Genomic DNA, 23,749 nt, shown 5'->3' with positions numbered 1-23,749 from the left:
GGCGGTGGGACCGGCGCGCTCCCATCATCGGCTGCGGGGGGACGGCCCACCCCGCAGCCGGAGGTGACGAGGTGTCGGACAGTCTGTTCCGTTCCGTCTGTACGGCGGCACTCGCCGCCGCCACGGTGATCGCGGCGGTGCCGGCCCCGGCGGCCGCCGCCGTGCCCCCCGCGCCCACGACCGTCGCCGGAATGCTGACCGAGCTTCAGAAGCTGTACCGCCAGATCGAGGAGGCCGGCGAGACGTACAACGCGACGGCGGAAAGGCTCAGGAAGCAGCAGACCGAGACGGCCAGGCTCTCCCGCGACCTGGCCACGGCGCGCAACGCGATCGCCGCCGGCCGCGGCGACGTCGGCCGGCTGGCTCGGGAGCAGTACCAGGGGCAGTCCGACCTCTCCTCCTACCTCCAGCTGCTGCTCGCCAAGAACCCGCGGCAAGCCCTCGACCAGGGCCATCTGATCGAGCGCGCGGCCAGCGACCGGCTGGCGACCATCGCGCGGCTGGAGGCGGGCGCGAGGCGGGCGGACACGCTGGCGAGCGAGTCCCGCAAGTCCCTGGACGAGGAGGAGGCGCTCGCGCAGAAGCAGAAGCGGGCACGCGACACGGCCACCGCACGGCTGCGGGAGGTCGAGAAGCTGCTCGCCTCGCTCTCCGCCGCGGAAATCGCCGGACTGGCCGCGCTGGAGCAGTCTCACACCGCCACGGCCCAGAAGAAACTGCTCTCCACGGGCGTGCTCAACGGCAAGCGCACGCCCTCCAAGAAAGGCGGCCAGGCGCTGCGGTACGCCGTGGAGCAGATCGGCAAGCCGTATGTCTGGGGCGCCGAGGGTCCCCAGGCGTACGACGGCTCGGGGCTGACCTCCCAGGCCTGGGCACGGGCCGGACGCGCCATTCCGCGTACGTCGCAGGAACAGTGGCTGGAACTCCCGAAGGTGACACTGCGCAAGCTGCGCCCCGGCGACCTGGTGATCTACTTCCCCAAGGCCACCCATGTGGCGATCTATCTGGGCAACGGCCTGGTGGTACAGGCCCCGCGCCCCGGCACCCGCGTCAAGGTCTCACCGATCGCGGCGAACCCGCTGCTGGGTGCCGTCCGCCCGGATCCGGACGGAGCCGCGCTGAGCGCCTACACACCGCCGAAGCTGCCGCCGGGCGCGACGAAGGGCTCGGACGCGGGATACGGAGCCGAGTCCGCCCCGGGCGACGGCTTGTCCGCACCCGGGGCACCCCCGGTGCGTCAGGCGCCGGCGCCCGAGACCTCGCCGAGGTAGGCGTTCGTCTTCTCGGGGTCGAAGAAGAAGTTCTCGAAGTCCGCCGGGTTGTTGAAGCCGTTCGCGAAACGGTCGGCGACCGGCTGGAGCTGGCCCGCCGCACCGATCAGGTTGAGGACGTGCTCCGGCGGCACGCCGAGCATCGCGTTCGTCCACTTGGTGACGTGCTGCGCGGTGTCCCAGTAACGGTCGAAGGTGGACTGCATCCACTCCTCGTCGAAGGGCCGGTCACCGTGCTCGGTGATCGAGGAGAGGTACGCGGCCGCGCACTTGGACGCCGAGTTGGAGCCCTGGCCGGTGATCGGGTCGTTGGCGACGACCACGTCGGCGACGCCGAGGACCAGTCCGCCGCCGGGAAGGCGGCCGATCGGATTGCGGACGGTGGGCGCGTACCGGCCCGCGAGGGTGGCGCCCGAGTCGGTCAGCTCGACCTTGGTGGCGCGCGCGTACTCCCAGGGAGTGAACTTCTCCATCAGCTCGAGGGTCAGCGAGAGGTGCTCCGCCGGATCCTTGACGCCCTGGAAGACATCGAGCGGTCCGCCCGGGATGCCCTCCCAGAAGAGGATGTCCGCGCGGCCGGTGGTGGTGAAGGTCGGCATCACGAAGAGCTCACCGACACCCGGGACGAGGTTGCAGCGGACCGCGTCGTACTCGGGGTGCTCGGGTCGGGGGCCCATGCCGTGGACGTAGGAGACGGCCAGCGCGCGCTGCGGGGCGTCGTACGGCGAGCGGGAGGCGTCCCGGGCGAACATCGAGACCAGCTCGCCCTTGCCCGCTGAGACCATGACCAGGTCGTACGTACGGGAGAAGAAGTCCAGGTCGGAGACTGCCGCGCCGTGGATGACGAGCTGCCCGCCGCGCTGGGAGAAGGTCTCCATCCAGCCGGCCATCTTCACGCGCTGGTCGACCGACTGCGCGTAGCCCTCCAGCTTGCCGACCCAGTCGATGGGCCGGGAGGCGTCGGGGGCGGCGACGGAGACGCCGAGGCCCTCGATGCGCGGGGCCTGGGACTCCCAGAAGTTGATGCCGAGATCGCGCTCGTGTTGCAGCGCCGTGTCGAACATGCACTGCGTGGACATGACCCGGCCGGACCGGATCTCGTCCGCGGTGCGGTTGGACATCAGGGTGACCTCGTAGCCCTGCGACTGGAGTCCGAGGGCGAGCTGGAGACCGGACTGACCGGCTCCGACTATGAGTATCTTCCGCATCGAAGGAGTCTCTTTCGTCAGTTCAGTGCTATTCGGGGGTGGCTTGGAGAGCGTGGGCGACCAGCGCGAGCAGCGACTCGATCACTGTGATCCGGTTGCGCGCATCCATGATCACAACCGGTACATGGGGCGGGACGGTCAGGGCCTCGCGCACGTCCTCCGCCTCGAACACCTCTGTACCCTCGAAGTGGTTGACGGCGACGATGTACGGCAGCCCGGAGCTCTCGAAGTAGTCGAGCGCCGGGAAGCAGTCCGGCAGCCTGCGGGTGTCGGCCAGTACTATCGCGCCGATCGCGCCGCGCACCAGGTCGTCCCACATGAACCAGAAGCGCTGCTGGCCGGGCGTCCCGAAGACATACAGCACCAGATCGTCGTCGAGCGTGATCCGGCCGAAGTCCATGGCTACGGTCGTGGTGAGCTTGTCGGGCGTGTCGGTGAGATCGTCGGTCTCCTCGCTCGCCTGCGTCATCAACGCCTCGGTCTGCAGCGGCGTGATCTCGGAGACCGCCCCGACAAAGGTCGTCTTGCCGACGCCGAAGCCGCCCGCGACCACGATCTTGGTGGCGGTGGGGGCCCGGGTGTGGTCCAGCTGCCAGGCCTGCGGGTCCTCTTCGGACTGCGGTTGGGGCCGGTCGAGGAGCGTGTCAGAGGCGGCGGAGTCCACTCAGCACCCTTTCGAGCAGTGCGCGGTCGGGCTGGCCGGCGCCGTGCCCGGTCCCGTACACGCGGATCTTTCCCTGGTCGGCCAGGTCGCTGAGCAGCACCCGGACAACGCCGAGCGGCATCTTGAGCAGCGCCGATATCTCGGCGACGGTACGCATACGGCGGCACAGCTCGACGATGGCCCGCAGCTCGGGCATCACGCGCGAGGAGAGGTCGCCGTTCGGCAGCTCCTTGCGCTCGGGCGGTGCTTCGAGCGCGGCCACGAAGGTCTCGACGAGCAGCACATGGCCGAAGCGGGTGCGGCCGCCGGTCAGGGAGTAGGGGCGGACCCTGGCCGGGCGTCGGCCGTCGCCACGCACCGGCAGTTTGGGGGGCGTCACTGGGCGCTCTCCATTGATTTGCGCAGTTCGCTGCGGAGTTCGGGGGTGAGGACATGTCCGGCACGGCCGACGAAGAGGGCCATGTGGTAGGCGACGACACTCATGTCGCAGTCGGGAGCGGTGTGTACGCCGAGCAGCGAGCCGTCGCTGATCGACATGACGAAGACGCTGCCCTCGTCCATCGCGACCATCGTCTGCTTGACGCTGCCGCCGTCCATCAGCTTGGCGGCGCCGAGGGTGAGGCTGCCGATACCGGAGACGATGGTGGCGAGGTCCGCGCTGGAGCCTCTGGGACCTTCCGGGCGGCCCCTCGTGGCCGGGCCGGCGTTCTGGGCGGGGTCGGAGGAGAGCAACAGCAGTCCGTCGGACGAGACGACGGCGACGGAGCGGGCTCCTGGCACCTCCTCAACGAAATTGCTCAACAACCAGTGCAGATTGCGGGCTTCGCTGCTCAGGCCGAATGTGCCGGTCGCAGTCAACTGCGTGCCTCCTCGACTGTGTCCCCCGCTTCTTCTGTTGTTGTCCGTGTATCTGCCGCGGTCTGTTCCGCGATCTCCGCCTCGACGTCGCGGCGGCCGTCCTTCGCGCCCTGGTGAAAGCCGCCGAGGCGGCGCCGCAGGGCTTCGGCGTCGACGCTGCCGGTGCGCTCGGTGGGCGCGCCGGTGGCGGGCTTGACGACCTTGGGGGTGCGCTTGGGCAGGCCCTTGTCGGTGACGCGCTCCCATGTGCGACCGGCCGCCGGCTTTTCGGCCTCGGGTTCCTGCAAGGTTCCGGGCTCCGTGGCGGGCTGCGTGCCGGGCTCGGGACCGGCCGCCGGCTCGGGGGCGGCCTGCGGGTACGCCGCCGGCCCGGGCTCGGGGGCCGGGTACGTCCGGGCCTCCGGCTCCGGCTCCGGCTCGTGGTCGGGGGCCAGGGCCGCTTGGGCCTCCGGCTCCGGCTCCGGCAGCCGCATCGAGAACGTCTCCTCGTCGACCCCGGTGCCGGTGGTCTCCGGGTCGCCGTCCGCCGTCCGCTCGTGCGTGTCCGGCTCCGCCTCGCGGATCGCCTGCTCGGCCGCCAGCACCAAGGGGTCGATCCGGCGCGTACTGCCGGGCAGCGCGTTGGAGTTGGCCTCCGCCACCGATCCGGGCAGATGCTGCGTGGGCGCCGAGCCCGCCACCGTCACGGTGTGCGACGCGGCGGCCGGCGGGCCGGCCGGAAGCAGGGCCTGCGGCAGCACGACGACCGAGGTGATCCCGCCCTGCTTCTGCTCGCGCAGCTGGACCCGTACGCCGTGGCGGGCGGCCAGCAGCGCCGCCACCCGCAGTCCGAGGCCCTCGCCGTCGCGGCCCTCATGCGTCTCGTACGCCTCGGGGTCCTCCAGCCGCGCGTTCAGCTCGGCGAGGCGCCCGCTGGTCATCCCTATGCCGGTGTCCTGCACGGAGAGCATCACTTCGCCGCTCTCCAGCAGCCAGCCCGACAACTCGACCTGGGCATCCGGCGGCGAGAAGGAGGCGGCGTTCTCGAGGAGTTCGGCGAGCAGATGGCTGAGGTCGTCCGCGGCGAACCCGGCGACCTGGGCGTGCGGCGGCAGGGACTGGATGACGACCCGCTCGTACCGCTCGATCTCGCTGACGGCGGCCCGCAGCACATCGACCAGCGGGACGGGCCCCGAGTGCCCGTGCCCGTGCTCCGCGCCGGCGAGGACCAGCAGGTTCTCGCTGTGGCGGCGCATGACGGTGGCCATGTGGTCGAGCTTGAAGAGGGTGGCGAGCCGCTCCGGGTCCTGCTCGCGCTCCTCCAGCTTCTCGATGACGCCGAGCTGCCGGTCGACGAGACCGAGCGTGCGCAACGAGAGGTTGACGAAGGTGTGATGGATCGTGTGACGCAGCCGTTCGAGATCAGCGGTGATCCGGGCAGTGCGCTCCTGGAGCTCGGCGCGTCCGGCGGCCAGTTCGGCGGCGAGCGCGTCGCGGGTGCCGATCAGGTCACCGCGGTCGCTGTCCAGCCGCTCAGCCCGTAGGCCGAGGTCCCGCAGCTTGCCGTGCAGGATGTTGAGTGACCGCACGACCTGCGCGAACTCGTCATTGCGGCCGGTGAAGCGGACCTGCTCCTCCACCTCGGGGGCGGCCGCGAGCCGGGCCGCGCCGATCCGCAGGACGGCGAGCGGACGGGTGAGTGTACGGGCGACGGCGGCGGACACTCCGACGGCGACGATCAGGAGTCCGCCGAGCAGCGCGATCCGCAGCTCCAGCGCAGTGACATCGTCGTCGCGCAGCTGCGCGAAGCTCTCGGTCCGGCCGGAGGCGAGGGAGGACTCGACGCCCCGCATCCGCTCGATACGGGCGGTGAGCGAGGACTCGAACTTCTCGCGGTTGGACTTGCGGTCCCCGTTCGAGAGCTCGGGCTGGTCGGTGAGACGGGCGAGATAGATCTCGGCCGTCTTGACCTCGGGTCCGGTGACGGTGGCTGCGAGCTTGTCGCGGGCGTCCTTGCCTGCGGCCTGGTCGAATTCGGCGAGCGCGGCGAGTTCCCGCACCCGGGACTGCTGGGCGGCGGCGCTGAGTGCGTTGCGCGTACGGTCGTCGGCCCCGTCGTCCTGGCTCTCGTCCTGGAGGGGCAGGCCGGTGACCGGGTCGATGCTCTGGGTGCTCCGCTGCCGGGGCACGGAGAGTGCGGCGAGCAGCAGCCCGCGGGTGGCGGATGCCTGCTCGACGGCGAGGCCGAGGGCGGCGGGCGCGCGGGTGTGGTCGGCGGCGCGCGGCGGCGTCTTCTCGGCGAGCTCGTCGGAGAGAGCCTGGAGGTTCGCAATGACGGCGGAGTACGCGCGGTAGGCCTCCATCGCCGTGCCCTTGCCGGTGAGGGCGCTGCGGCGGACGGAGGGGACGGATGCGAGGTCGCGGCGCAGCTCGGCGTGGTCGCCGGGAACGCCGCCGCGGATCTCGTCGATCTGCCGGTCGACGCGGGCGCTGCGGCTGCCGGAGATCTCGCGCCGGTCCTTCTTGTCGCCCTTCTGGTCCTCGCGACCCGCCGCGATGTACGCGGTGACCTCGTCGCGCTCGTCGGCGAGTGAGTGGGCGAGGGTGACGGCCTGGCGGTTCAGCCCGGCGAGGGTGACCAGGTGCTGCGACTCGGTCAGTTCCGCGGAAGTGGCGAGGATGCCGGGGGTGCCCGCGGCGATGACGACAAGGCTGACGGCGGCGACTCCGGCGACGAGCCGGCTGCGTACGCGCACGGTGCGTCCGCGCGCGGCGGGGCCGGACGAGGTCTCCTGCGAAGGCTGGATGCCTTGAGGGACCTGGTTGGCCAGGGCCGGGGGGATTCCCGGGGTTTCGGAGGGCCTGCCGCCTTTGCCCCGAGGCCGCTTCTTCTGCACCGGTGCTCGCAATCTTGCTTGACTCGTCCACCCATGAAGCAGAGATGACGACCGGTCACACACGCGAGCCCCACCCCTGGTATGGCTTCCGACCATTCCAGCGCTTTTGGGAGGGAGGCGCGCATCGGCCGCTCCGCCACCCGAACGAGTGAACAGCACTCAGGAGTTGGCAAACAACTCGCGGCGGCGGCCGGCCGGCCGCTGTGCGGTCCAACGGCTGGATCTTCCGGCCGGGCTTTGGCAGGATGCGCGCCCGCAGCTTCGACGGCCCGCCCCCCTTCCACCTCGACTCCCCCTGACCTGCTGTTATGGGCCAATTGTGTGGTCATGTGGGCCGTGTGAAGGAGTCATGCATGCTGGGGATCATGCGTATCGAACTTGCCACCGCCCCCGGCACTCCCGAACGCCCCAACGAGGACTGGGCGTCCGTGACCCTTCCCGCCTCGGGCCAGGGCGGAACGCTCGTCGTTCTGGACGGTGTGACCCCTCCGGAGGGGGATGACGGATGTGTGCACGGGGTGCCCTGGTTCACCGCCCGGCTCGGCGGCGCCCTGGTCGAACTGTCCGGTTCGCGGCGGGATCTGACACTGCCGGAGATCCTCTCCGTGGCAATCCGGCGCACCGCCGATACCCACCGCGACACATGTGACCTTTCTCACGTACGTACACCTCAGGCAACGGTGGTCATGGCGCGCTGGGGCGCCGCGACGGAGGCGGTTGAGCATCTGGTGCTCTCCGACTCCACGCTGCTGCTGGAGTCGCCGGGCGGTGAGGTGCGGGCGGTGCTGGACGACCGGATCGACCGGCTGCCCCGGGAGTCCCTGCGTACGCACGCCTCGGCGGACGCCCTGCGCAACGCGGAGGGCGGGTTCTTCACCGCCGCGGCGGATCCGGCCGTGTCGGTCCGGGCGGTGACGGGCAGTACGCCGCGCGCCGAGGTGCGTGCGGTGGCCGCGCTGACCGACGGGGCGTCCCGCTGGGTCGACATGTTCGGGGCGGGCAGCTGGTCCGAGTGCCTGGGCCTCATCCGCAAGGAAGGGCCGCAGGGGCTGATCGACCGGGTCAGGGCACTGGAGAACTCGGCCGAGGAGCGCACGGCCGTGATCCGCTGGAAGCTGCACGACGATGCGGCGGTCGTCTTCGCGGAGCTCTGACCCCACTGCCGGCTCTCTCAGCCCTCCGCCCGCGCGTTCAACTGGTGCAGCAGCCGGGCCAGCTCCGCGATCTCGCCGCGGTCCCAGCCGGCCAGTTTGCTCACATAGCTGTCGCGGCGCGCGTCACGCACCCGGCGGAAGCGGGCCAGGCCCTCGTCGGTGAGCCGCACGAGTGAAGCCCGCCCGTCGGCCGGATCGGGTTCGCGGGCCACCAGACCGAGCTCCTCGAGGGCGCGCAGCTGGCGGCTCATGGTCGCCTTGCCGACGCCGAAGTAGCCGGCGAGCTCGGTGGCGCGCTGCTGCCCGACCTCTTCCAGACGTACGAACAGGCCGTACGCGGCGGGCTCCAGCTCAGGGTGGACCTCGCGCGCCATCTCGCCCGAGGACGCCCGGGCCCGGCGCAGAAAGACGGCCAACTCCCGTTCCAGTGCGAGGAATACGTGGTCCGCACCACTATCACCCGTGGGGTCCGCTTCGCTCCCCGTACCGCTTTCGTGCACGTCAGCACCCCTCGCACGCTTTCCGGATCCTGAAAATTTCTACCGGCGGCATCCATTGCCGCAGCTCGGCCAGTATTTCGCAGGCGTAGACCAACGGCAGCACCCCGCCCCAGTTGCAACAACGGGGTTCTGCATGCGCAGCGCGCTGATTGGCATGTCCATACCACAACCGCCACGACATGTCGATACATCGTCAGATCCCGTCCCACCGAGGTCTGCGGATGCACGCTATGCCCGTGCACAGATCTGGAACGACCGGCCGCTCACGCCTCGCGACAGCCGCCGGCACTCTCCTCTCAGTCCTCTCCCTCCTCATCACGTACCCCGGAGCGGCCGGCGCCTCGGACACTCCCCCGCGCGGATCGGCCTACCTGGGTATGGGCGTCATCGCCCACGACGGCCTGGGCGGCACCCCGCGAGCCAACCGCGCCGCCCTGGCCGAAGGCGTGGACGTCTCAAGCCATCAGGGCAACGTCGACTGGACGGCCCTGTGGAGCAGCGGTGTGAAGTGGGCCTACGTCAAGGCCACCGAAGGCACCTATTACAAGAACCCGTACTACGCGCAGCAGTACGGCGGCTCGCACAACATCGGCATGATCCGCGGCGCGTACCACTTCGCCACCCCCGACACCACGACCGGCACCGCACAGGCCGACTTCTTCGTGAACAACGGCGGCGGCTGGACCAGCGGCGGCAAGACCCTCCCGGGCGTGCTGGACATCGAATGGAATCCGTACGGCGACGACTGCTTCGACAAGACCCAGTCCGGGATGGTCACCTGGATCCGTGACTTCCTGAACCGCTACAAGGCGCGCACCGGGCGCAACGCGGTCATCTACACCGCCACCAGCTGGTGGATCCAGTGCACCGGCAACCACAGCGGCTTCGGTAAGACCAACCCGCTGTGGATCCCGAGCTACGACACCACACCGGGCACTCTCCCGGCGGGCTGGATCTACCACACGATGTGGCAGTACACCTCGTCAGGACCGCTCGTCGGCGACCGCGACAGGTTCAACGGCGCGTACGACCGCGTCGTGGCGCTCGCCAAGGGCTGATCGGCGGCTGATCAGCGCTCGCCAGGCGCAGAGCCCCGACCCGCCTCGCGCCCCGCCAGCCGCGGCCAGTGCGCGGGGCGGGTCAGCGCGGGCGGCAGCCGGGTGGCGGCGTCGCCCCTGGCCGCGTTGAGCTGCGGCTGGGTGAGGAAGATGCAGCCGGTCAGATCGGCGCCCGACAGATCGGCGTCCCTGAGGTCGGCCCCGATGAGATCGGCCAGTCGCAGGTCGGCACCCGTGAGGTCGGCGGCGATGAGGTACGCGCCCCGCAGACTGGCGCCCCTGAGGTCCGCGCCCCGCAGCCTCGCTCCCATCAGGTCGGCGCCCCTGCGGTCCTTCTTCCTGCGTCCGGCCTGCCCAGCCCCGGCCCGGACCAGTTCGCTCGTGCGGAGCAGCAGCACATTGACGTCCTGCCGGTGCGCCGCCACATCCAGCTTCCCGAGGGCATCCGGACCGAGCTCGGTGAGACGTCCGGTCTCGTCGAGCAGCCGGCGGATCTCGCCGTGCAGCGAGCGGGCCGGCCGCAGCGTCAGGGCCTCGGTCAGATACCGGAGCAGTTCATGGAGCTGCCGTACGACCGGGAACACCGCGAACATCTCCTGTGCGGTCTCCGGTGCCTGCCGCCAGTCCTTGCCGCCGAAAGTGACCTGGGAGACCTTCTGTCCCGCACCGAAACAGTCGTACACGGTGCAGCCGGAGAAACCGCTCTGCCGCAACCGGGTGTGGATGCCGCAGCGGAAGTCCGTCCGCAGATTGGGGCACGGCGTTCCGGCGTCCTTGTTGATCGCGAAGTCGGCCGACGCGACGAACGGCAGCGCGGCACAGCACAGCCCGAAGCAGCTCTCGCAGTCGGCCTGCAGGGCGCGGTCCTCACTCTGTCCGGGCACGGTGTCCATGGACTCATTCTGAAGGACCCCCGGCGCACGGGCGCCGGGGGTCCGTCTCTCACGGAGAGATCATCACAGTGATCAGCCGCACAGGCCCGCCGGCCGGTCGCGGGTGACCAGGTCGGTCCAGCCCGTCGTGCCGTCGATCCAGACCACCTGCCGGCCGGAGACCGCGGCCGGCGAGACCTGCTCGCCGCGGTTGCAGGAGACCCGCTCCCGGCGCGAGCCGTTCGTGGTCAGCTGCCACAGCTTCGGCAGGGACTCGTTGCGGAGCGCCGTGCCGGGCAGCGCGCCGTTCACGGTGACCGCCTCCTCGGAGGACGTGAGATCGGAGGAGATCAGCGCGCCCGGCTTGCGCTCCGGGCTGATGTCCACCGTGCCGGTGCCGTCCAGGTCCGAGCGGCGGACCGACATCTGGCCCTCGTCGGCAAGGTTCTCGTCCACCAGCGAGAAGACGTACGACGAGTTGATACCGGTCTGGCCGAGTACCTCCGGCTCACCGAGCTGCTCGGTGAGCGTGGCCTTGGCGGTCTTCAGGTCGTAGACCTCGACGCCGAGCTTGTACCCCGCGCTGGTCGGATAGAGCTTGGCGTAAGCGAGCTTCCCGTTCTTGATCGAGGGAAGGGCGGTGAGTATCTCGAAGCCGCCGCCGTCCACGGTGGTGGGCTGACGGTCACCGGGGCGCAGATACTGGACATGCCGCTCGAAGAACCCGAGTGTCTCGAAGACGACCACGCCGTTCTCGACCCGCAGACCGCTGATGTCGCTGGTCGAGGTGTACAGCTTCTTGATCGGGCCGCCCGCGATCGGGCGGGAGAGGATGTCGAGGCTGGTCGCGCCGTACGCCGCCCAGACGACAGTCTTTCCGTCGGTCGCCGGATAGACGTGGTAGCGGCCGTCGTTGGGGCTCATCAGCTTCGGGGCGCCCTTGCCGTCGATGCGGCCGGCATAGACGGAGTACGGCTCCGAGCCCTCGTCGTTCGACTGTGAGACGGTCCACCAGTCGCCGCCTGCCTGGGCTCCGGTGCCGGCGGTGTTGACCTTGCCGAGCAGCTGGTCGGAGTCGACACCGAGCGCGTCCTCCCAGCCCGGCACGATGCCATGGGCGTTGAAGGAGCGCTTCACCACATTGAGCTGCTGCGTGGTGATGCCGAGGTCCTTGGCCGCGGCGAGCACGGCGTTGCGGCCGTCGGTGAAGCCGTCGAGCGGCGTCATGTACTCGGACAGCGCCTTGTAGACGATCCGGTCGGCGAGCTCCCCGCCCACGTCCTGGCGCAGGTCCCACAGCGCGCCGGAGAAGATGGTGGAGTTGAGGTGCACGCCACCGTTGTCGGTGCCGAAGGCGACGCCGAGGAAGTTCTTCGAGGTGCTCGCGCCGTCGTTGAGGTTGCGGAAGGCGCAGGCACGCGGCTTCGTCGTACGGCAGAGGTCCTCGCCGATCAGGCCGGAGTCCGGGTCGTCCATGGAGCTGCCGGAAGCGGCGGTGTCGATGGCGTTGCCGAAGTAGTCGGCGAGCGCCTCGTTCATCGCTCCGGACTGTCCGGCGTAGACGAGGTTGGCGGTGTTCTCGACGACACCGTGGGTCATCTCGTGGCCCACCACGTCGAGGTCGGCGGAGAGCGGCTTGTACTCGTCGTCACCGCTGCCGTAGACCATCTTCTGGCCGTCCCAGAAGGCGTTGACGTACGGCGAGCCGAACTCGGTCACCCCGACCAGGGAGTTGATCGTCATGCCACGGCCGTCGAGGCTGTCGCGGGCGTGGTTCTTCAGGTAGTAGTCGTAGACCTGGCCGGCCGCCCAGTGCGCGTCGACCGCGCCCGCCTCGGTGGCCCCCTTGCCGAAGTCCTTGGCCGGGTCGGCGAATTCCTTCAGGCCGCCGGGCCAGACGCCGGACACCTCGGAGACGTCGCGGCCGCGCGCGTCCCAGGTGGTGAGGGTGTTCTTGGTGGTGGCCGTCATCCGCGAGGAGTCGATCATCACGTACTGGTTGGCGGCGGTGTCGAGGCGGACGTCGAGTCCCACCTTCGCGCCGTCCAGCTTGACGCCGGTGCCCTTGACGCCTGCGGCCGGGTCGTCCGCGGCCGGCGCTCCGGCCTTCGGGGCGGCCTTCGGGGCCGTGACGGAGGCCGCCGCGTTCGGCGCGGTGAGGGTCTTGATGCCGCTGAACTGGAGCACCGGGAAGCCGGCATGGGCATCGATGTAGACCTGCTGCAGCACCGGTTCGCCGGTGGAGGGGTTCGTGCCGCGTACGGTGACGTGGTACGCGAGCACACCTTCGCCGCGCGGGATCACCACGAGGCCGCCCGCGGTGCCGCTGAGCGCGGCCGCCTTCGCGGACTTGGCCCCCTTGCGGTGTACGGCGTCGGCCTTGCTCAGCGTCTTGCCGCCCAGGCGGGCGGCGGTGGCGGAGACCGCGCGGCGTACCGCCGTGTCCTCGCTGACACTCGCCGTGGTGCCGGTCTTCAGGCCGGTGAAGTACTTGCCGGAGGTGCCGGTGACGACGCGCTTGCCGCCCTTGGACTCCATCCGGACGACGTACTGGCCGCCGAACACCGGGATGCCGTGGTGCTTCTGCTGAAGCCGTACGGTCTCTTCCGCGCCGTGCTTGACGGTCTGCAGCGGCGTGAGATCGCGGCGGGCCTCGGCGATCTTGTAGCGGCTCTCCTTGGCGGCGAGATGGCCGCGGGCCGCGTCGGCCGGGCTCGCCTTGGCGTCCGCCGCCTCCCGGATGCCGTCGACGAGCGACGGGGTGGCGGTTTCCGCGCCCGGAAGAACGTCGCCGGGCGGTGCGGCGGTCGGCGGGGTTACCGCCTGGGCCGGTATCGCGGTGAGCAGCAATCCTGCCGCTCCGAGCAGTGCGGCGAGACCGGTCCCCCTGGTAATGCCCGGTCTCTGCGTGCGTGAACTGAGCCTGCGCACAGTACGTACCCCTCCCACGTGCTGGTAAGCCGTAAAGGTGGTCATGGCCATGCAACCCGTGGGACGCCAACCAAACAATGTGGTCAGCACGTTGACAAGTGGACACGCACACTTGTGTGGCCCGTGAATACGGAGTGAGAATCCGACACATGAGCGAGGGGGAATTGAACACCCTCGGCCTGGACCAGGCCGAAGAACGCACCTACGAGGCACTGCTCAAGGAACGGGCCGCCGGAGCCGAGGAGTTGGCGCGCCTGCTGGGGCTGCCACGCGAGCGTCTTGACCAGGCGCTCGGCCATCTCGTCGAACACGGCATCGCGCTGCCGGCCGACGGCGGCGGACTGCCGCATCCGGCCGCGCCGGCCGCGGCCATCCGTACGCTCATCCACCGCCGCCAGGCCGAACTCCACTTACGTTCGGCCGAGTTGGAGCGATTACGGATGAGCGCGGACCAGCTCGCCGGCCGGCTGATGTCCGGCTCACCCAGTGCGCCCGAGGGCGGAATCGAGGTGGTGACAGGCCTCAAGGAGATCGGCGAACGGGCGGAGTATCTGCTGGCGTCGGCGGAGCGCGAGGTCGCGATCCTGGACCGACCGCCGTATGTGAAGGGGCCACGCGGGGAGCCACTCGGGGACGAGGGCTCCCCCACCCCCTGCCTGGACATCGAGTCCCTCCTGAACCGCGGGGTGGAGGTGCGGACCGTCCTGGACCGGGAAGGGCTCGGCCACCCGGGCCGGATGCGCTCGCTGACCGCCCTTGTCGAGCAGGGGCTGCGGGCACGCGTCGCGAGCGCCGTTCCCACCAAACTGATCGCCGTGGACCGCCGGATCACGCTGCTTCCGCCGGCCGACGCGGCCGACCCGACGGCCTCGGCCCTGGTGATCGGCGACGCTCTGCTCGGCAACGCGCTGGTGCCGCTCTTCGAGACCGTGTGGGAGCGGGCCACCCCGCTCGGCGGCTCCGGCAGCAGCTGCGGCTCACTGCCCACGGCGCAGAAGGAACTCCTCGGACTGCTCGCCGCCGGGCTCAAGGACGAGGCGATCGCACGCCGTCTGGGCGTCCATGTCCACACAGCGCGCAGAAGGATCAGCCGCCTGCTGGAATCGCTGGGCGCGGAGACCCGCTTTCAGGCGGGAGCGCAGGCGACCTTGCGGGGCTGGCTGGACTGACGGCCGTAAACAGGCAAGATGGCCGGATGACGTGGATCGCTCGCCCGAAGAGGCTGCTGAGGTGGCCCGCAATAGCCCTGCTCGCCGCCGCTACGGCGTGCGGCGGGCCGGTCTCCGCCGCCCCCGATACGGGCGGCGGGTCCGAGCTGCCGGACCCGCCCGCGCCGCAGTCCTCGGCGACTTTGTTCGCGGGTCTGCCGTCCGCCGGGGTGCTGCTCGACAAGGACGGCGCACACTTCTGTTCCGCGAGCGTCGTGGACAGCCCCAAGGGCAACGTCATCGCCACCGCAGCGCACTGTGTCTTCGAGTACGGCAGCTACCTGGAGAACTTCAGCTTCGCACCGGACTTCACCGGCGCGGGTGCGGGCAAAGCGCCGTACGGACGGTGGAAGGTCCGCGCCATCCAGGTGGACGACCGCTGGCGTGAGAACACCGAGGACTCCGACTCCGTGGACTATGCCTTCCTGACCGTGGAGCCGGACGCCAAGGGCCGCAACGTCCAGGAGGTCGTCGGCGGCATCCCCGTCGACTGGGCCTCCCCGGCCACCCGCCGGGTCACCGTCGTCGGCTACCCCAACCCCGACCACAACCCGGACAACAAGCCGATCTCCTGCACCACGGACACCCAGCAGGACCCGGAACTGGCCGGGTCCGTACGCATGGACTGTTCGGGCTTCTGGGACGGTACGAGTGGCGGCCCCTGGCTCGCCGACTACCGGGACCCCAAGCATCCGGGCCACCTGATCGGGGTGACCAGCGGCGGCGACACGGACAGCGTCTCCACGGCGGTCCGCTTCAACGCCAATGCGCGCAAGCTGTACGAGAAGGCCGCGAAGCAGTAGCCCGCGGCAGCGGTACAGCGCACGGCAGCGGGCGGACAGCGCAGGGCCCGGCGGTGCGGCACACCGCCGGGCCCTGCCGTCAGCCCGTCAGGCCGCGGCTGCCACCGGCACCTCGGCCGGGGAGAGCGCGATCTCCAGGACCTGGCGGACATCCGTCACCGGATGCACCTCGAGCCTCTCCAGGATCTCGGCCGGGACATCGTCCAGGTCCGCCTCGTTCCGCTTGGGGATCACCACCGTCGTGATACCGGCCCGGTGCGCGGCAAGGAGCTTCTGCTTCAGACCGCCGATCGGCAGCACCCGTCCGGTCAGCGACACCTCTCCGGTCATCGCCACATCCGTACGCACCTGGCGTCCGGACAGCAGCGACGCGAGCGCCGTCGTCATCGTGATGCCCGCGCTCGGGCCGTCCTTGGGGACCGCGCCCGCCGGGAAGTGGATATGCGCGCCCCGGTCCTTCAGATCGGCCACCGGAAGCTCCAGTTCCGCGCCGTGCGAGCGCAGGAAGCTCAGTGCGATCTGCGCGGACTCCTTCATCACGTCGCCGAGCTGGCCGGTGAGGGTCAGTCCCGCCGCGCCCGTCTCCGGGTCGGCCAGCGAAGCCTCGACGAACAGGACGTCGCCCCCCGCGCCGGTGACCGCGAGGCCGGTGGCCACGCCGGGCACCGCCGTACGGCGCTCGGCCGGGTCCTGAGCGGACTCGGGCACATGGTGCGGCCGTCCGATCAGACCGCGCAGCTGCTCCGCGCCGATCGTGAACGGCAGCTCCTGCTCGCCCAGTTCGTGCTGGGACGCCACCTTCCGCAACAGCCTGGCCACCGAACGCTCGAGGTTGCGGACGCCCGCTTCCCGGGTGTATTCGCCGGCCAGCTTGCGCAGCGCCGAGTCGTCCAGGGTCACCTCGCCGGACTCCAGCCCCGCCCGCTCCAGCTGGCGCGGCAGCAGGTGGTCCCTGGCGATGACGACCTTCTCGTCCTCGGTGTAGCCGTCCAGCCTGACCAGCTCCATCCGGTCGAGCAGCGCCTCCGGGATGGCTTCCAGGACGTTCGCCGTGGCCAGGAACACCACGTCGGACAGGTCGAGTTCGACCTCCAGGTAGTGATCACGGAAGGTGTGGTTCTGCGCCGGGTCCAGGACTTCGAGCAGCGCCGCGGCCGGGTCGCCGCGGAAGTCGGAGCCGACCTTGTCGATCTCGTCGAGCAGGACGACCGGGTTCATCGAACCGGCCTCCTTGATGGCGCGGACGATACGGCCCGGCAGCGCGCCGACGTACGTACGCCGGTGGCCGCGGATCTCCGCCTCGTCCCGTACGCCGCCGAGTGCGACCCGGACGAACTTCCGGCCCATGGCGTGCGCCACGGACTCGCCGAGCGAGGTCTTGCCGACGCCGGGCGGGCCGACGAGCGCGAGCACCGCGCCCCCGCGCCGGCCGCCGACCACACCGAGCCCCCGGTCGGCACGCCGTTTGCGCACCGCCAGGTATTCGGTGATCCGCTCCTTCACGTCCTGCAGACCGGCGTGCTCGGCGTCCAGGATCGCCTTGGCGCCCTGGATGTCGTGCTCGGCAGTGTCATCGGTCCGCTCGTTCCAGGGCAGCTCAAGGACGGTGTCGAGCCAGGTGCGGATCCAGGAGCCCTCGGGGCTCTGGTCGCTGGAGCGCTCCAGCTTCTCGACCTCCTTGAGGGCGGCTTCCCGCACCTTCTCGGGGAGATCGGCGGCCTCGACGCGCGTGCGGTAGTCGTCGGACTCGTCCGCAGCGTCGGTGGCCCCGTTGAGCTCGCGCAGCTCCTTGCGTACGGCCTCGAGCTGCCGGCGCAGCAGGAATTCGCGCTGCTGCTTGTCGACACCCTCCTGGACGTCCTTGGCGATGGCCTCGGCGACGTCCTGCTCGGCGAGGTGTTCGCGCAGCTGTTCGGTGGCGAGCTCGAGTCGGGCCACCGGGTCGGCGGTCTCGAGCAGTTCGATCTTCTGAGTGGTGGTGAGGAACGGCGAGTAGCCGGAGTTGTCGGCGAGCTGCGAGACATCGTCGATCTGCTGGACCCGGTCCACGACCTGCCATGCGCCGCGCTTCTTCAGCCAGCTGGTGGCGAGCGCCTTGTACTCCTTGACGAGGTCGGCGACCGAGCCCGGCAGGGGTTCGGGCGCGCTCTCGTCGATCCGGGCGCCCTCGACCCAGAGCGCGGCGCCGGGGCCTGTGGTGCCCGCGCCGATCTTCACCCGGCCGCGGCCCCGGATGAGCGCGCCGGGGTCGCCGTCGGAGAGTCTGCCGACCTGCTCGACGGTCCCGAGCACACCGGTCCCGGCATACGAGCCGTCGACGCGCGGAACAAGAAGCACGGTCGGCTTGCTCGCACCGCTGGACCGGGCGGCAGCTTGGGCGGCCTCCACCGCGGCACGCACTTCGTTGTCGGACAGGTCGAGCGGCACCACCATTCCGGGCAGCACGACCTCGTCGTCGAGCGGCAGCACGGGCAAGGTGAGCGGTGTAGACGTCGAGGCCATGATCTCCCCTTTGGCAGTCAAGTTGAGCTTTACCGACTCAATGCACGGAGCCCCGGAGATGTTCCCTCGGGCCTGTTCGCTGTCAGCGATCAGCTCTCGCCGAGTCGTAACCGTCGCGATGTAATGGATGAACGCGAATAACACCTATTACTGATCCCGAACACCTATTACTGATCCCGACTGCTGCCCGAGGAGTACGGATGCCCTTCGAGTCCACCGCCGAGACCGTCCGGGCCTGGGTCCACGGCTGGGCCGCCTCGCGCGGCGCCGCGGATCCCGTCGCCGAACCCTGGGGGTTCAGCATCGACGTGGGCCAGGTCAAACACGCCACTCGGCATGTTCTGACCGCCGACGACGAGGCGACCGTCCGCAAGATCGCCGACACGGTCGCGGCCCCGAGCGTCTGGCTCAAGGTGTTCGCCGACCCCGCGTCCGTCCTTTCCTGGGCCGGACCGGACTGGCGGGTCGACGACCCCGGCTGGCTGATGTGGGCCGAGCTCCGCCTTACCGAGACCGCCGTGCCCGACGGTTACACCCTCAGGACCTGGTCCCGCGGCGGCGTCACCCGGGCCCTGGTGGTCGCGGCGGACGGCTCGTTCGCCGCCCGCGGCCAGATCGCGCCGACCGGCGCAACCGCCGTCGCCGACCAGGTGGAGACCTCACCCGCGCACCGGCGCAAAGGGCTCGGCAGCCTGGTGATGCGCACGCTCCACAACGCGGCGGTCGAGCAGGGCGCCGGCATCGGCGTGCTGGGCGCGACGCCCGACGGACGGGCGCTGTACGAGTCCCTGGGGTGGCGGACGCAGGCCCCGCTGGTCAGCCTCTACTTCGACCCGTCCGCCTGACGCGTACGCCCGGCCGGCTGACCCGTACGCCTGACCGGCCGGGGCGCCGGAGGCGATACTGCGGGCACGTACTGGTGCGGTACGGACGACAGGTGGACGCATGCGACTGATCACACGGGCTCGGTACGGTACCGCGGGCGTGCTGCTGGCGGCCGTCCTGACGGCGGGATGCGCGGGAGGCGACGGCTCCGGGTCGACGAGCCCCGCGGAATCAGCGGGCACCTCGCCCGCACCGTCGGCCTCGGCCGCCACCTCGACCCCAGCCCCTGCCTCTACCGCTACCTCAGCCTCTGCCTCTGCCTCTGCCTCGGCGAATCCCGCTCCGCCGCGGCCACTGGTCGGGGTGACGGTCACCGGCGGTATCGCCGGCGTGCACAACACGCTGCTGGTCCAGGACGACGGCACGTACACCACGTCCTCCAGGACCGGACCCGCCCGGACCGGCCGGATGACACCGGCCGAGCTGGCGGCGCTGCGCCGGGCCCTGGACAAGGCGGATTTCGCTCGCCTGCCCCGCGAGGCCACGGGCAGCCCGATCGCGGACGGGTTCACGTACCGGCTCACGTACGCCGGTCATACCGTCACCACGGATGACACCACACGGCTGCCGGCCCTGCGGGCGGTGTTCGCCGCGCTCCCGCAGGACTGACCGCTCACCGAGGCGGTCAGCCGCGCCCGACGATCCGGAGCGAATTGCCGTCCGGATCGCGGAGGAGGGACATCGACGGCACTCCGCCGCTCCGGCACGGCACCTCGGGGCCTGCGCCGCCCTCGATGCTCACCGGCCGTGGAGCACGGACTCTTTCCGTCGCGCCGAGGCGCGGCGCACCGCGGGCCAGCAGACGATTCCGGCCAACAGCGCCAGCGGATGACCCCAGTTGGTGAGCGGGTCCTCGAGGGCCAGCAGGTCCTGGACGAGCATCAGGGACACAAAGCCGAGCAGCGTCGCGCGAGCCACCGGGCGGAGCAGTCCGGCCAGGGCACCGATGCTCGCCATCAGACCGAAGCTGATGCCGTAGTCGAGGCGGTGCAGGGAGCTGGCGGGCAGATGTCCGGTCAGCACCGAGACGGCGACCGGTATCTCGGTGGCCAGCGTCGCGGCGACATGGCCCGCCAGGAAGACTCCGGCGGCGCGCCGGCCGCCGATGCGGCGTTCCAGCGCGGTGAGCGTGAAGAGGAAGGCGATGGCGTACGGGCCCAGCAGGCCGCCCGCGACCCACAGCGCGCTGGCGCCGAGAACGAGCAGGGGCGTGTCCGCCAGGTGGGCGACATCGGTGCTGGAGCCGCGGAGCAGCGAGGAGACGGTGGCAGGGTCTCCGTACTGCGCGAAGAGCGAGGTGGCGAGCAGGACGAGGACGTAGCAGAAGGTGAAGGGTGTCCCGGTCGGCGTGGGCAGCAGCTGGAGCGCTTGCCGCCACAGAGGCGGCGTCAGGCACGGGGCGGGCGCGGGCGGGGACGGGAGGGCGGGCGTCGCCACCCGCGTCGGCGCCGCGCGCTGGGTCGGGATGCCGCCGAGCAGCTCCTGGCCCGTGAGCGGATCGCGCGTCGTCAGCTGTTCCACGCGTCAGGCCCCTCTCGTCAAGCCCCGAACGAACCCCCACCCAACGCGATCACCTTCACCCCCGTCTATGACCTGCGCCACATGAGGCAACCTTGTCCCCACCTCGGGCGTCGTGCGCACGTCAGGTCATGCCGAGCGGGCTGTGATCCGGCTGCAGCCCCTGTGGATCCGGCCGTTGACCGGCAGTGCCCGGGCACACGGCGGAGTTCCGTGCGCCTGCGACGGCGCGCAATACCCTGGGACGGTGGGCATCGCCACGGCCTCGGCGGCCCTGGTCGGCGCCGGCTGAGCCGACTGCCGGCGTTCGCGTACGTCACGCGATCCGCCCGGGTGCGCCCGGCGTCCCCGGCGGCCGGGCCGCGGTGCGGGCCCGGCCCGTGCAACCGGGCCGGCAGCCCGCGGCGTGGGCGGCGGCGGCGGGAGCGGCGCTGTGCGCAGGGCGCGGGTCCCGCCGCGAGGCGCGGTAGGCCGCCGGGCACGAACTCACCGGCCAGGAAAGCATTTGTCCCTCTCGCCCCGTCCCGCGAACATGGCCACCGCAACGCGTCCGACCACTCCCCGCCTCCCGTGGGGAGACCAATTGTCCGGAGGTCACCGCCATGCCGCTCCATACCGACGGCCCCGTCATCCTCGACCGGCGCGAGGGGCCGCACGGAGAGGTCGCACTGCGGCAGCATGGCGAACATCACGAGATCATCGCCAACGGGTGCTTCCTGATGGACACCTCCGACGGCCGCTCCGAGCGCCTGCTCGTCGACGCGGCCCTCGACGCGCTCGCCGACCACCCCGCACCGTCCGTGCTCATCGGCGGTCTCGGCGTCGGCTTCTCGCTGGCCCGTGCCGCGGCGAACCCCCGCTGGCGCCGAATCGCCGTCGTCGAGCGCGAGCAGGCGATCATCGACTGGCACCGCACGGGACCCCTTGCCGCGATCTCCGGCGACGCCCTCGCCGATCCCCGCAGCGTGATCCTGCACACGGATCTCGTCACGTATCTGTGCACCACTACGGACCGCTACGACGCCCTCTGTCTCGACATCGACAACGGACCCGACTGGACCGTCACCGACGACAACGAAACCCTCTACTCACCGGCCGGACTCGCCGCCTGCCAGGGCCGGTTGGAGCCGGGCGGAATCCTCGCCGTCTGGTCCGCGCAACCCTCCTCCGCGTTTGAGGATGCGTTGCGGAATGCCGGATTCACCGGGGTTACAACCGAAGAGATCCGGGTTGCCCGAGGAGTACCCGACGTGGTCCATCTCGCTGTTCGCCCTGCGTAGCCGGGACGAGGTAAGAGCCCTTACGCTGCTGACCTACACACGGCATCTAATTCGGCATCCGCATCAGGATGCAGCTCGCGAGAACGCGTACAGGGGCGGGGCGATGGAGCAGACACACACCACGCACAACGGCGTCGCGGCCACACCCGGCGCCCAGCGCCGGGTGCTGGTCGTCGAGGACGACGCGACGATCGTCGACGCCATCGCCGCGCGTCTACGGGCAGAGGGCTTTCTGGTGCAGACGGCCGTGGACGGCCCTGCCGCCGTCGACGCGGCCGAGGCCTGGCAACCCGATCTGATGGTTCTCGATGTGATGCTGCCGGGCTTCGACGGCCTCGAGGTCTGCCGCCGGGTCCAGTCGACGCGTCCCGTCCCGGTGCTGATGCTCACGGCGCGCGACGACGAGACCGACATGCTGGTCGGCCTCGGTGTCGGCGCGGACGACTACATGACCAAGCCGTTCTCGATGCGGGAGCTCGCGGCGAGGGTGCATGTGCTGCTGCGCCGGGTGGAGCGCGCCGCGCTCGCCGCGGTGACACCGCGCAGCGGGATCCTCCGCCTCGGCGAGCTGGAGATCGACCACGCCCAGCGCCGGGTCCGGGTGCGCGGCGAGGACGTACATCTCACACCCACCGAGTTCGACCTGCTGGTCTGCCTGGCGAACACGCCGCGCGCGGTCCTCTCCCGCGAGCAGCTGCTCGCGGAGGTGTGGGACTGGGCCGACGCCTCGGGCACCCGGACCGTCGACAGCCACATCAAGGCCCTGCGCCGCAAGATCGGCGCGGAGCGGATCCGTACCGTCCACGGCGTCGGCTACGCACTGGAGACGCCGGCACCATGAGGCGGCGGCCATGAGACGGCTGCGGCCCTGGAACGGGCTGCGCGGCCGCCGGAGCCGGATGGGCTCCGATTCCATCTCGATCTCGATCAAGACCAAGCTCGGGACCCTCGTCGTCGTCTCGGTCTTCATCACCACCGGTCTGCTGGTGGTCGCCCTGCGCACCCAGACCGAGATCCGTTTCATCACGGTGTTCTCGGTGATAGCGACCCTTCTGATCACCCAGTTCGTGGCGCACAGCCTGACCGCGCCGCTGGATGAGATGAACACCGTCGCCAAGGGCATATCGCACGGCGACTTCACCCGCCGGGTGAGCGGTGCCGACCGCCGTGACGAGCTCGGCGACCTGGCCTCCACCATCAATCGCATGGCCGACGATCTGGAGGCCGTGGACCAGCACCGCAAGGAGCTGGTCGCGAATGTCTCTCACGAGCTGCGCACGCCGATCGCCGCGCTGCGCGCCGTGCTCGAGAACGTCGTGGACGGCGTGTCGGCCGCCGACCCGGAGACCATGCGCACCGCGCTCAAACAGATAGAGCGCCTGGGCCGCCTGGTGGAGACACTCCTCGACCTGTCCCGGCTCGACAACGGCGTCGTCACGCTGCGGGCCCGCCGCTTCGAGGTCTGGCCGTACCTCTCCGGTGTGCTGAAGGAGGCCAGTCTGGCCGCCGCCCAGCGGAGTCTCACCTCCGGGTCGGGCAACCACACGCGTACGGACGTGCATCTGCATCTGGATGTGTCACCGCCCGAGCTGACCGCGCACGCGGACGCCGAGCGGCTGCACCAGGTGGTGGCCAATCTGATCGACAACGCCGTCAAGCACTCCCCGCCGCACGGCCGCGTGACCGTACGGGCCAGGCGCGGCCCCCGGCCGGAGTCCCTCGACCTGGAAGTGCTCGACGAGGGCCCCGGCATCCCGGAGCCGGAGCGCCACCGGGTCTTCGAGCGCTTCAACCGCGGCAGCGTCATCTCACCTCATGGACCGGGCAGCGACGGCGGTACGGGCCTGGGCCTCGCGATCGCGCGCTGGGCGGTGGATCTGCACGGCGGGCGCATCGGGGTGGCCGAATCCTCCCGGGGCTGCCGGATCCAGGTCACCCTCCCGGGCATCCGGGCGGCACGCGGTTGACGTAGGGTTCGAACCGGAAGCACGCATTCTGCGTGTACGGAGTGAGGGCGTGGCCAATAACGGGCCAGAACGTCGTCCGGGGTGCGGGCCTACGGGTCGCAGCCGCGGTGTGGCATACCCGTGGCGAAGCGGAACTGTGCTTGTTTCCCGCCATTCACAGCCCCGAAACCCGCCCTTCGGTGTGACTTGCGCGA

At 70.6% G+C, this 23,749-nt stretch carries 20 protein-coding genes; 10 read left to right on the top strand and 10 right to left on the bottom strand.

Annotated features, from left to right (window positions below; genetic code table 11):
- Positions 1–71 precede the first annotated feature (71 nt).
- The gene (locus tag OG966_RS27460; RefSeq protein WP_326652547.1) at positions 72–1,271 is read left to right on the top strand and encodes a C40 family peptidase; all 1,200 of its coding nucleotides are present in this window, start codon (positions 72–74) and stop codon (positions 1,269–1,271) included.
- Here OG966_RS27460 and OG966_RS27455 read toward each other — a convergent pair.
- Genes OG966_RS27455 through OG966_RS27435 form a run of 5 tightly spaced genes read right to left on the bottom strand, consistent with a single transcriptional unit; the run spans position 1,238 to position 6,877 of the window.
- Positions 1,238–2,479, bottom strand: coding sequence for a styrene monooxygenase/indole monooxygenase family protein (locus OG966_RS27455; RefSeq protein ID WP_326652545.1), 1,242 nt, complete (start codon positions 2,477–2,479; stop codon positions 1,238–1,240). The genes OG966_RS27460 and OG966_RS27455 overlap by 34 nt on opposite strands.
- A gap of 28 nt (positions 2,480–2,507) precedes the next feature.
- Positions 2,508–3,143 (bottom strand): GTP-binding protein, encoded by a 636-nt coding sequence (locus OG966_RS27450; RefSeq protein WP_326652544.1) that lies wholly within the window; start codon positions 3,141–3,143, stop codon positions 2,508–2,510.
- Complete coding sequence (locus tag OG966_RS27445; RefSeq protein ID WP_326652543.1) at positions 3,124–3,522, bottom strand: DUF742 domain-containing protein; 399 nt, start codon at positions 3,520–3,522, stop codon at positions 3,124–3,126. Before OG966_RS27445 ends, OG966_RS27450 begins: the two co-directional genes overlap by 20 nt.
- Positions 3,519–4,001 (bottom strand): roadblock/LC7 domain-containing protein, encoded by a 483-nt coding sequence (locus OG966_RS27440; RefSeq protein ID WP_326652542.1) that lies wholly within the window; start codon positions 3,999–4,001, stop codon positions 3,519–3,521. Before OG966_RS27440 ends, OG966_RS27445 begins: the two co-directional genes overlap by 4 nt.
- Entirely contained in the window at positions 3,998–6,877 is a 2,880-nt protein-coding gene (locus OG966_RS27435) for a nitrate- and nitrite sensing domain-containing protein (RefSeq protein WP_442806762.1), read from the bottom strand. The genes OG966_RS27440 and OG966_RS27435 overlap by 4 nt, the downstream gene beginning before the upstream one ends.
- A gap of 365 nt (positions 6,878–7,242) precedes the next feature.
- On the opposite strand from OG966_RS27435, the gene OG966_RS27430 reads away from it, so the two are divergent.
- Positions 7,243–8,031: a hypothetical protein gene (locus OG966_RS27430; protein ID WP_326655397.1), complete on the top strand. Its 789-nt coding sequence runs from the start codon at positions 7,243–7,245 to the stop codon at positions 8,029–8,031.
- 17 nt (positions 8,032–8,048) lie between these two features.
- Here the strand turns inward: OG966_RS27430 and OG966_RS27425 are convergent, their stop codons facing one another.
- Positions 8,049–8,531 (bottom strand): MarR family winged helix-turn-helix transcriptional regulator, encoded by a 483-nt coding sequence (locus OG966_RS27425; RefSeq protein ID WP_326652540.1) that lies wholly within the window; start codon positions 8,529–8,531, stop codon positions 8,049–8,051.
- A 230-nt stretch (positions 8,532–8,761) separates the two neighbouring features.
- On the opposite strand from OG966_RS27425, the gene OG966_RS27420 reads away from it, so the two are divergent.
- The gene (locus tag OG966_RS27420; protein ID WP_326652539.1) at positions 8,762–9,589 is read left to right on the top strand and encodes a lysozyme; all 828 of its coding nucleotides are present in this window, start codon (positions 8,762–8,764) and stop codon (positions 9,587–9,589) included.
- Between the two features lie 11 nt (positions 9,590–9,600).
- Here the strand turns inward: OG966_RS27420 and OG966_RS27415 are convergent, their stop codons facing one another.
- A complete protein-coding gene (locus tag OG966_RS27415; protein WP_326652538.1) occupies positions 9,601–10,482 on the bottom strand; it encodes a pentapeptide repeat-containing protein in 882 nt (293 codons plus the stop codon).
- Positions 10,483–10,554: 72 nt separating this feature from the next.
- A complete protein-coding gene (locus OG966_RS27410) occupies positions 10,555–13,437 on the bottom strand; it encodes a M4 family metallopeptidase (protein WP_326652537.1) in 2,883 nt (960 codons plus the stop codon).
- A 104-nt stretch (positions 13,438–13,541) separates the two neighbouring features.
- On the opposite strand from OG966_RS27410, the gene OG966_RS27405 reads away from it, so the two are divergent.
- On the top strand, positions 13,542–14,561 hold the full coding sequence (locus tag OG966_RS27405; protein WP_326652536.1) for a helix-turn-helix domain-containing protein: 1,020 nt from the start codon (positions 13,542–13,544) through the stop codon (positions 14,559–14,561).
- A 26-nt stretch (positions 14,562–14,587) separates the two neighbouring features.
- A complete protein-coding gene (locus tag OG966_RS27400; RefSeq protein WP_326652535.1) occupies positions 14,588–15,403 on the top strand; it encodes a trypsin-like serine peptidase in 816 nt (271 codons plus the stop codon).
- An 87-nt stretch (positions 15,404–15,490) separates the two neighbouring features.
- On the opposite strand, the gene lon is transcribed toward OG966_RS27400, so the two are convergent.
- Positions 15,491–17,905, bottom strand: coding sequence for an endopeptidase La (gene lon, locus OG966_RS27395; RefSeq protein ID WP_326652534.1), 2,415 nt, complete (start codon positions 17,903–17,905; stop codon positions 15,491–15,493).
- A 200-nt stretch (positions 17,906–18,105) separates the two neighbouring features.
- Here lon and OG966_RS27390 point away from each other — a divergent pair, with 200 nt between their 5' ends.
- Both OG966_RS27390 and OG966_RS27385 read left to right on the top strand, forming a co-directional pair.
- Positions 18,106–18,750, top strand: a complete 645-nt coding sequence (locus OG966_RS27390; RefSeq protein ID WP_326652533.1) for a GNAT family N-acetyltransferase — start codon at positions 18,106–18,108, stop codon at positions 18,748–18,750.
- 343 nt (positions 18,751–19,093) lie between these two features.
- Positions 19,094–19,399: a protealysin inhibitor emfourin gene (locus tag OG966_RS27385; protein ID WP_326652532.1), complete on the top strand. Its 306-nt coding sequence runs from the start codon at positions 19,094–19,096 to the stop codon at positions 19,397–19,399.
- Positions 19,400–19,528: 129 nt separating this feature from the next.
- On the opposite strand, the gene OG966_RS27380 is transcribed toward OG966_RS27385, so the two are convergent.
- Positions 19,529–20,311, bottom strand: a complete 783-nt coding sequence (locus OG966_RS27380) for a rhomboid-like protein (RefSeq protein ID WP_326652530.1) — start codon at positions 20,309–20,311, stop codon at positions 19,529–19,531.
- Between the two features lie 599 nt (positions 20,312–20,910).
- On the opposite strand from OG966_RS27380, the gene OG966_RS27375 reads away from it, so the two are divergent.
- From OG966_RS27375 to OG966_RS27365, 3 genes are all read left to right on the top strand, one after another.
- The gene (locus OG966_RS27375; protein WP_326652529.1) at positions 20,911–21,588 is read left to right on the top strand and encodes a spermidine synthase; all 678 of its coding nucleotides are present in this window, start codon (positions 20,911–20,913) and stop codon (positions 21,586–21,588) included.
- 103 nt (positions 21,589–21,691) lie between these two features.
- Positions 21,692–22,429: a response regulator transcription factor gene (locus tag OG966_RS27370; RefSeq protein WP_326652528.1), complete on the top strand. Its 738-nt coding sequence runs from the start codon at positions 21,692–21,694 to the stop codon at positions 22,427–22,429.
- Between the two features lie 58 nt (positions 22,430–22,487).
- Positions 22,488–23,555 (top strand): HAMP domain-containing sensor histidine kinase, encoded by a 1,068-nt coding sequence (locus OG966_RS27365; RefSeq protein WP_326655396.1) that lies wholly within the window; start codon positions 22,488–22,490, stop codon positions 23,553–23,555.
- The last annotated feature ends 194 nt before the right edge of the window (positions 23,556–23,749 follow it).

The sequence above is a fragment of the Streptomyces sp. NBC_01750 genome (assembly GCF_035918095.1).
Classification (GTDB): Bacteria; Actinomycetota; Actinomycetes; order Streptomycetales; family Streptomycetaceae; genus Streptomyces.
The sequence above is the reverse complement of the archived record's forward strand: the minus strand, read 5'-3'. Positions and strand labels throughout refer to the sequence as shown.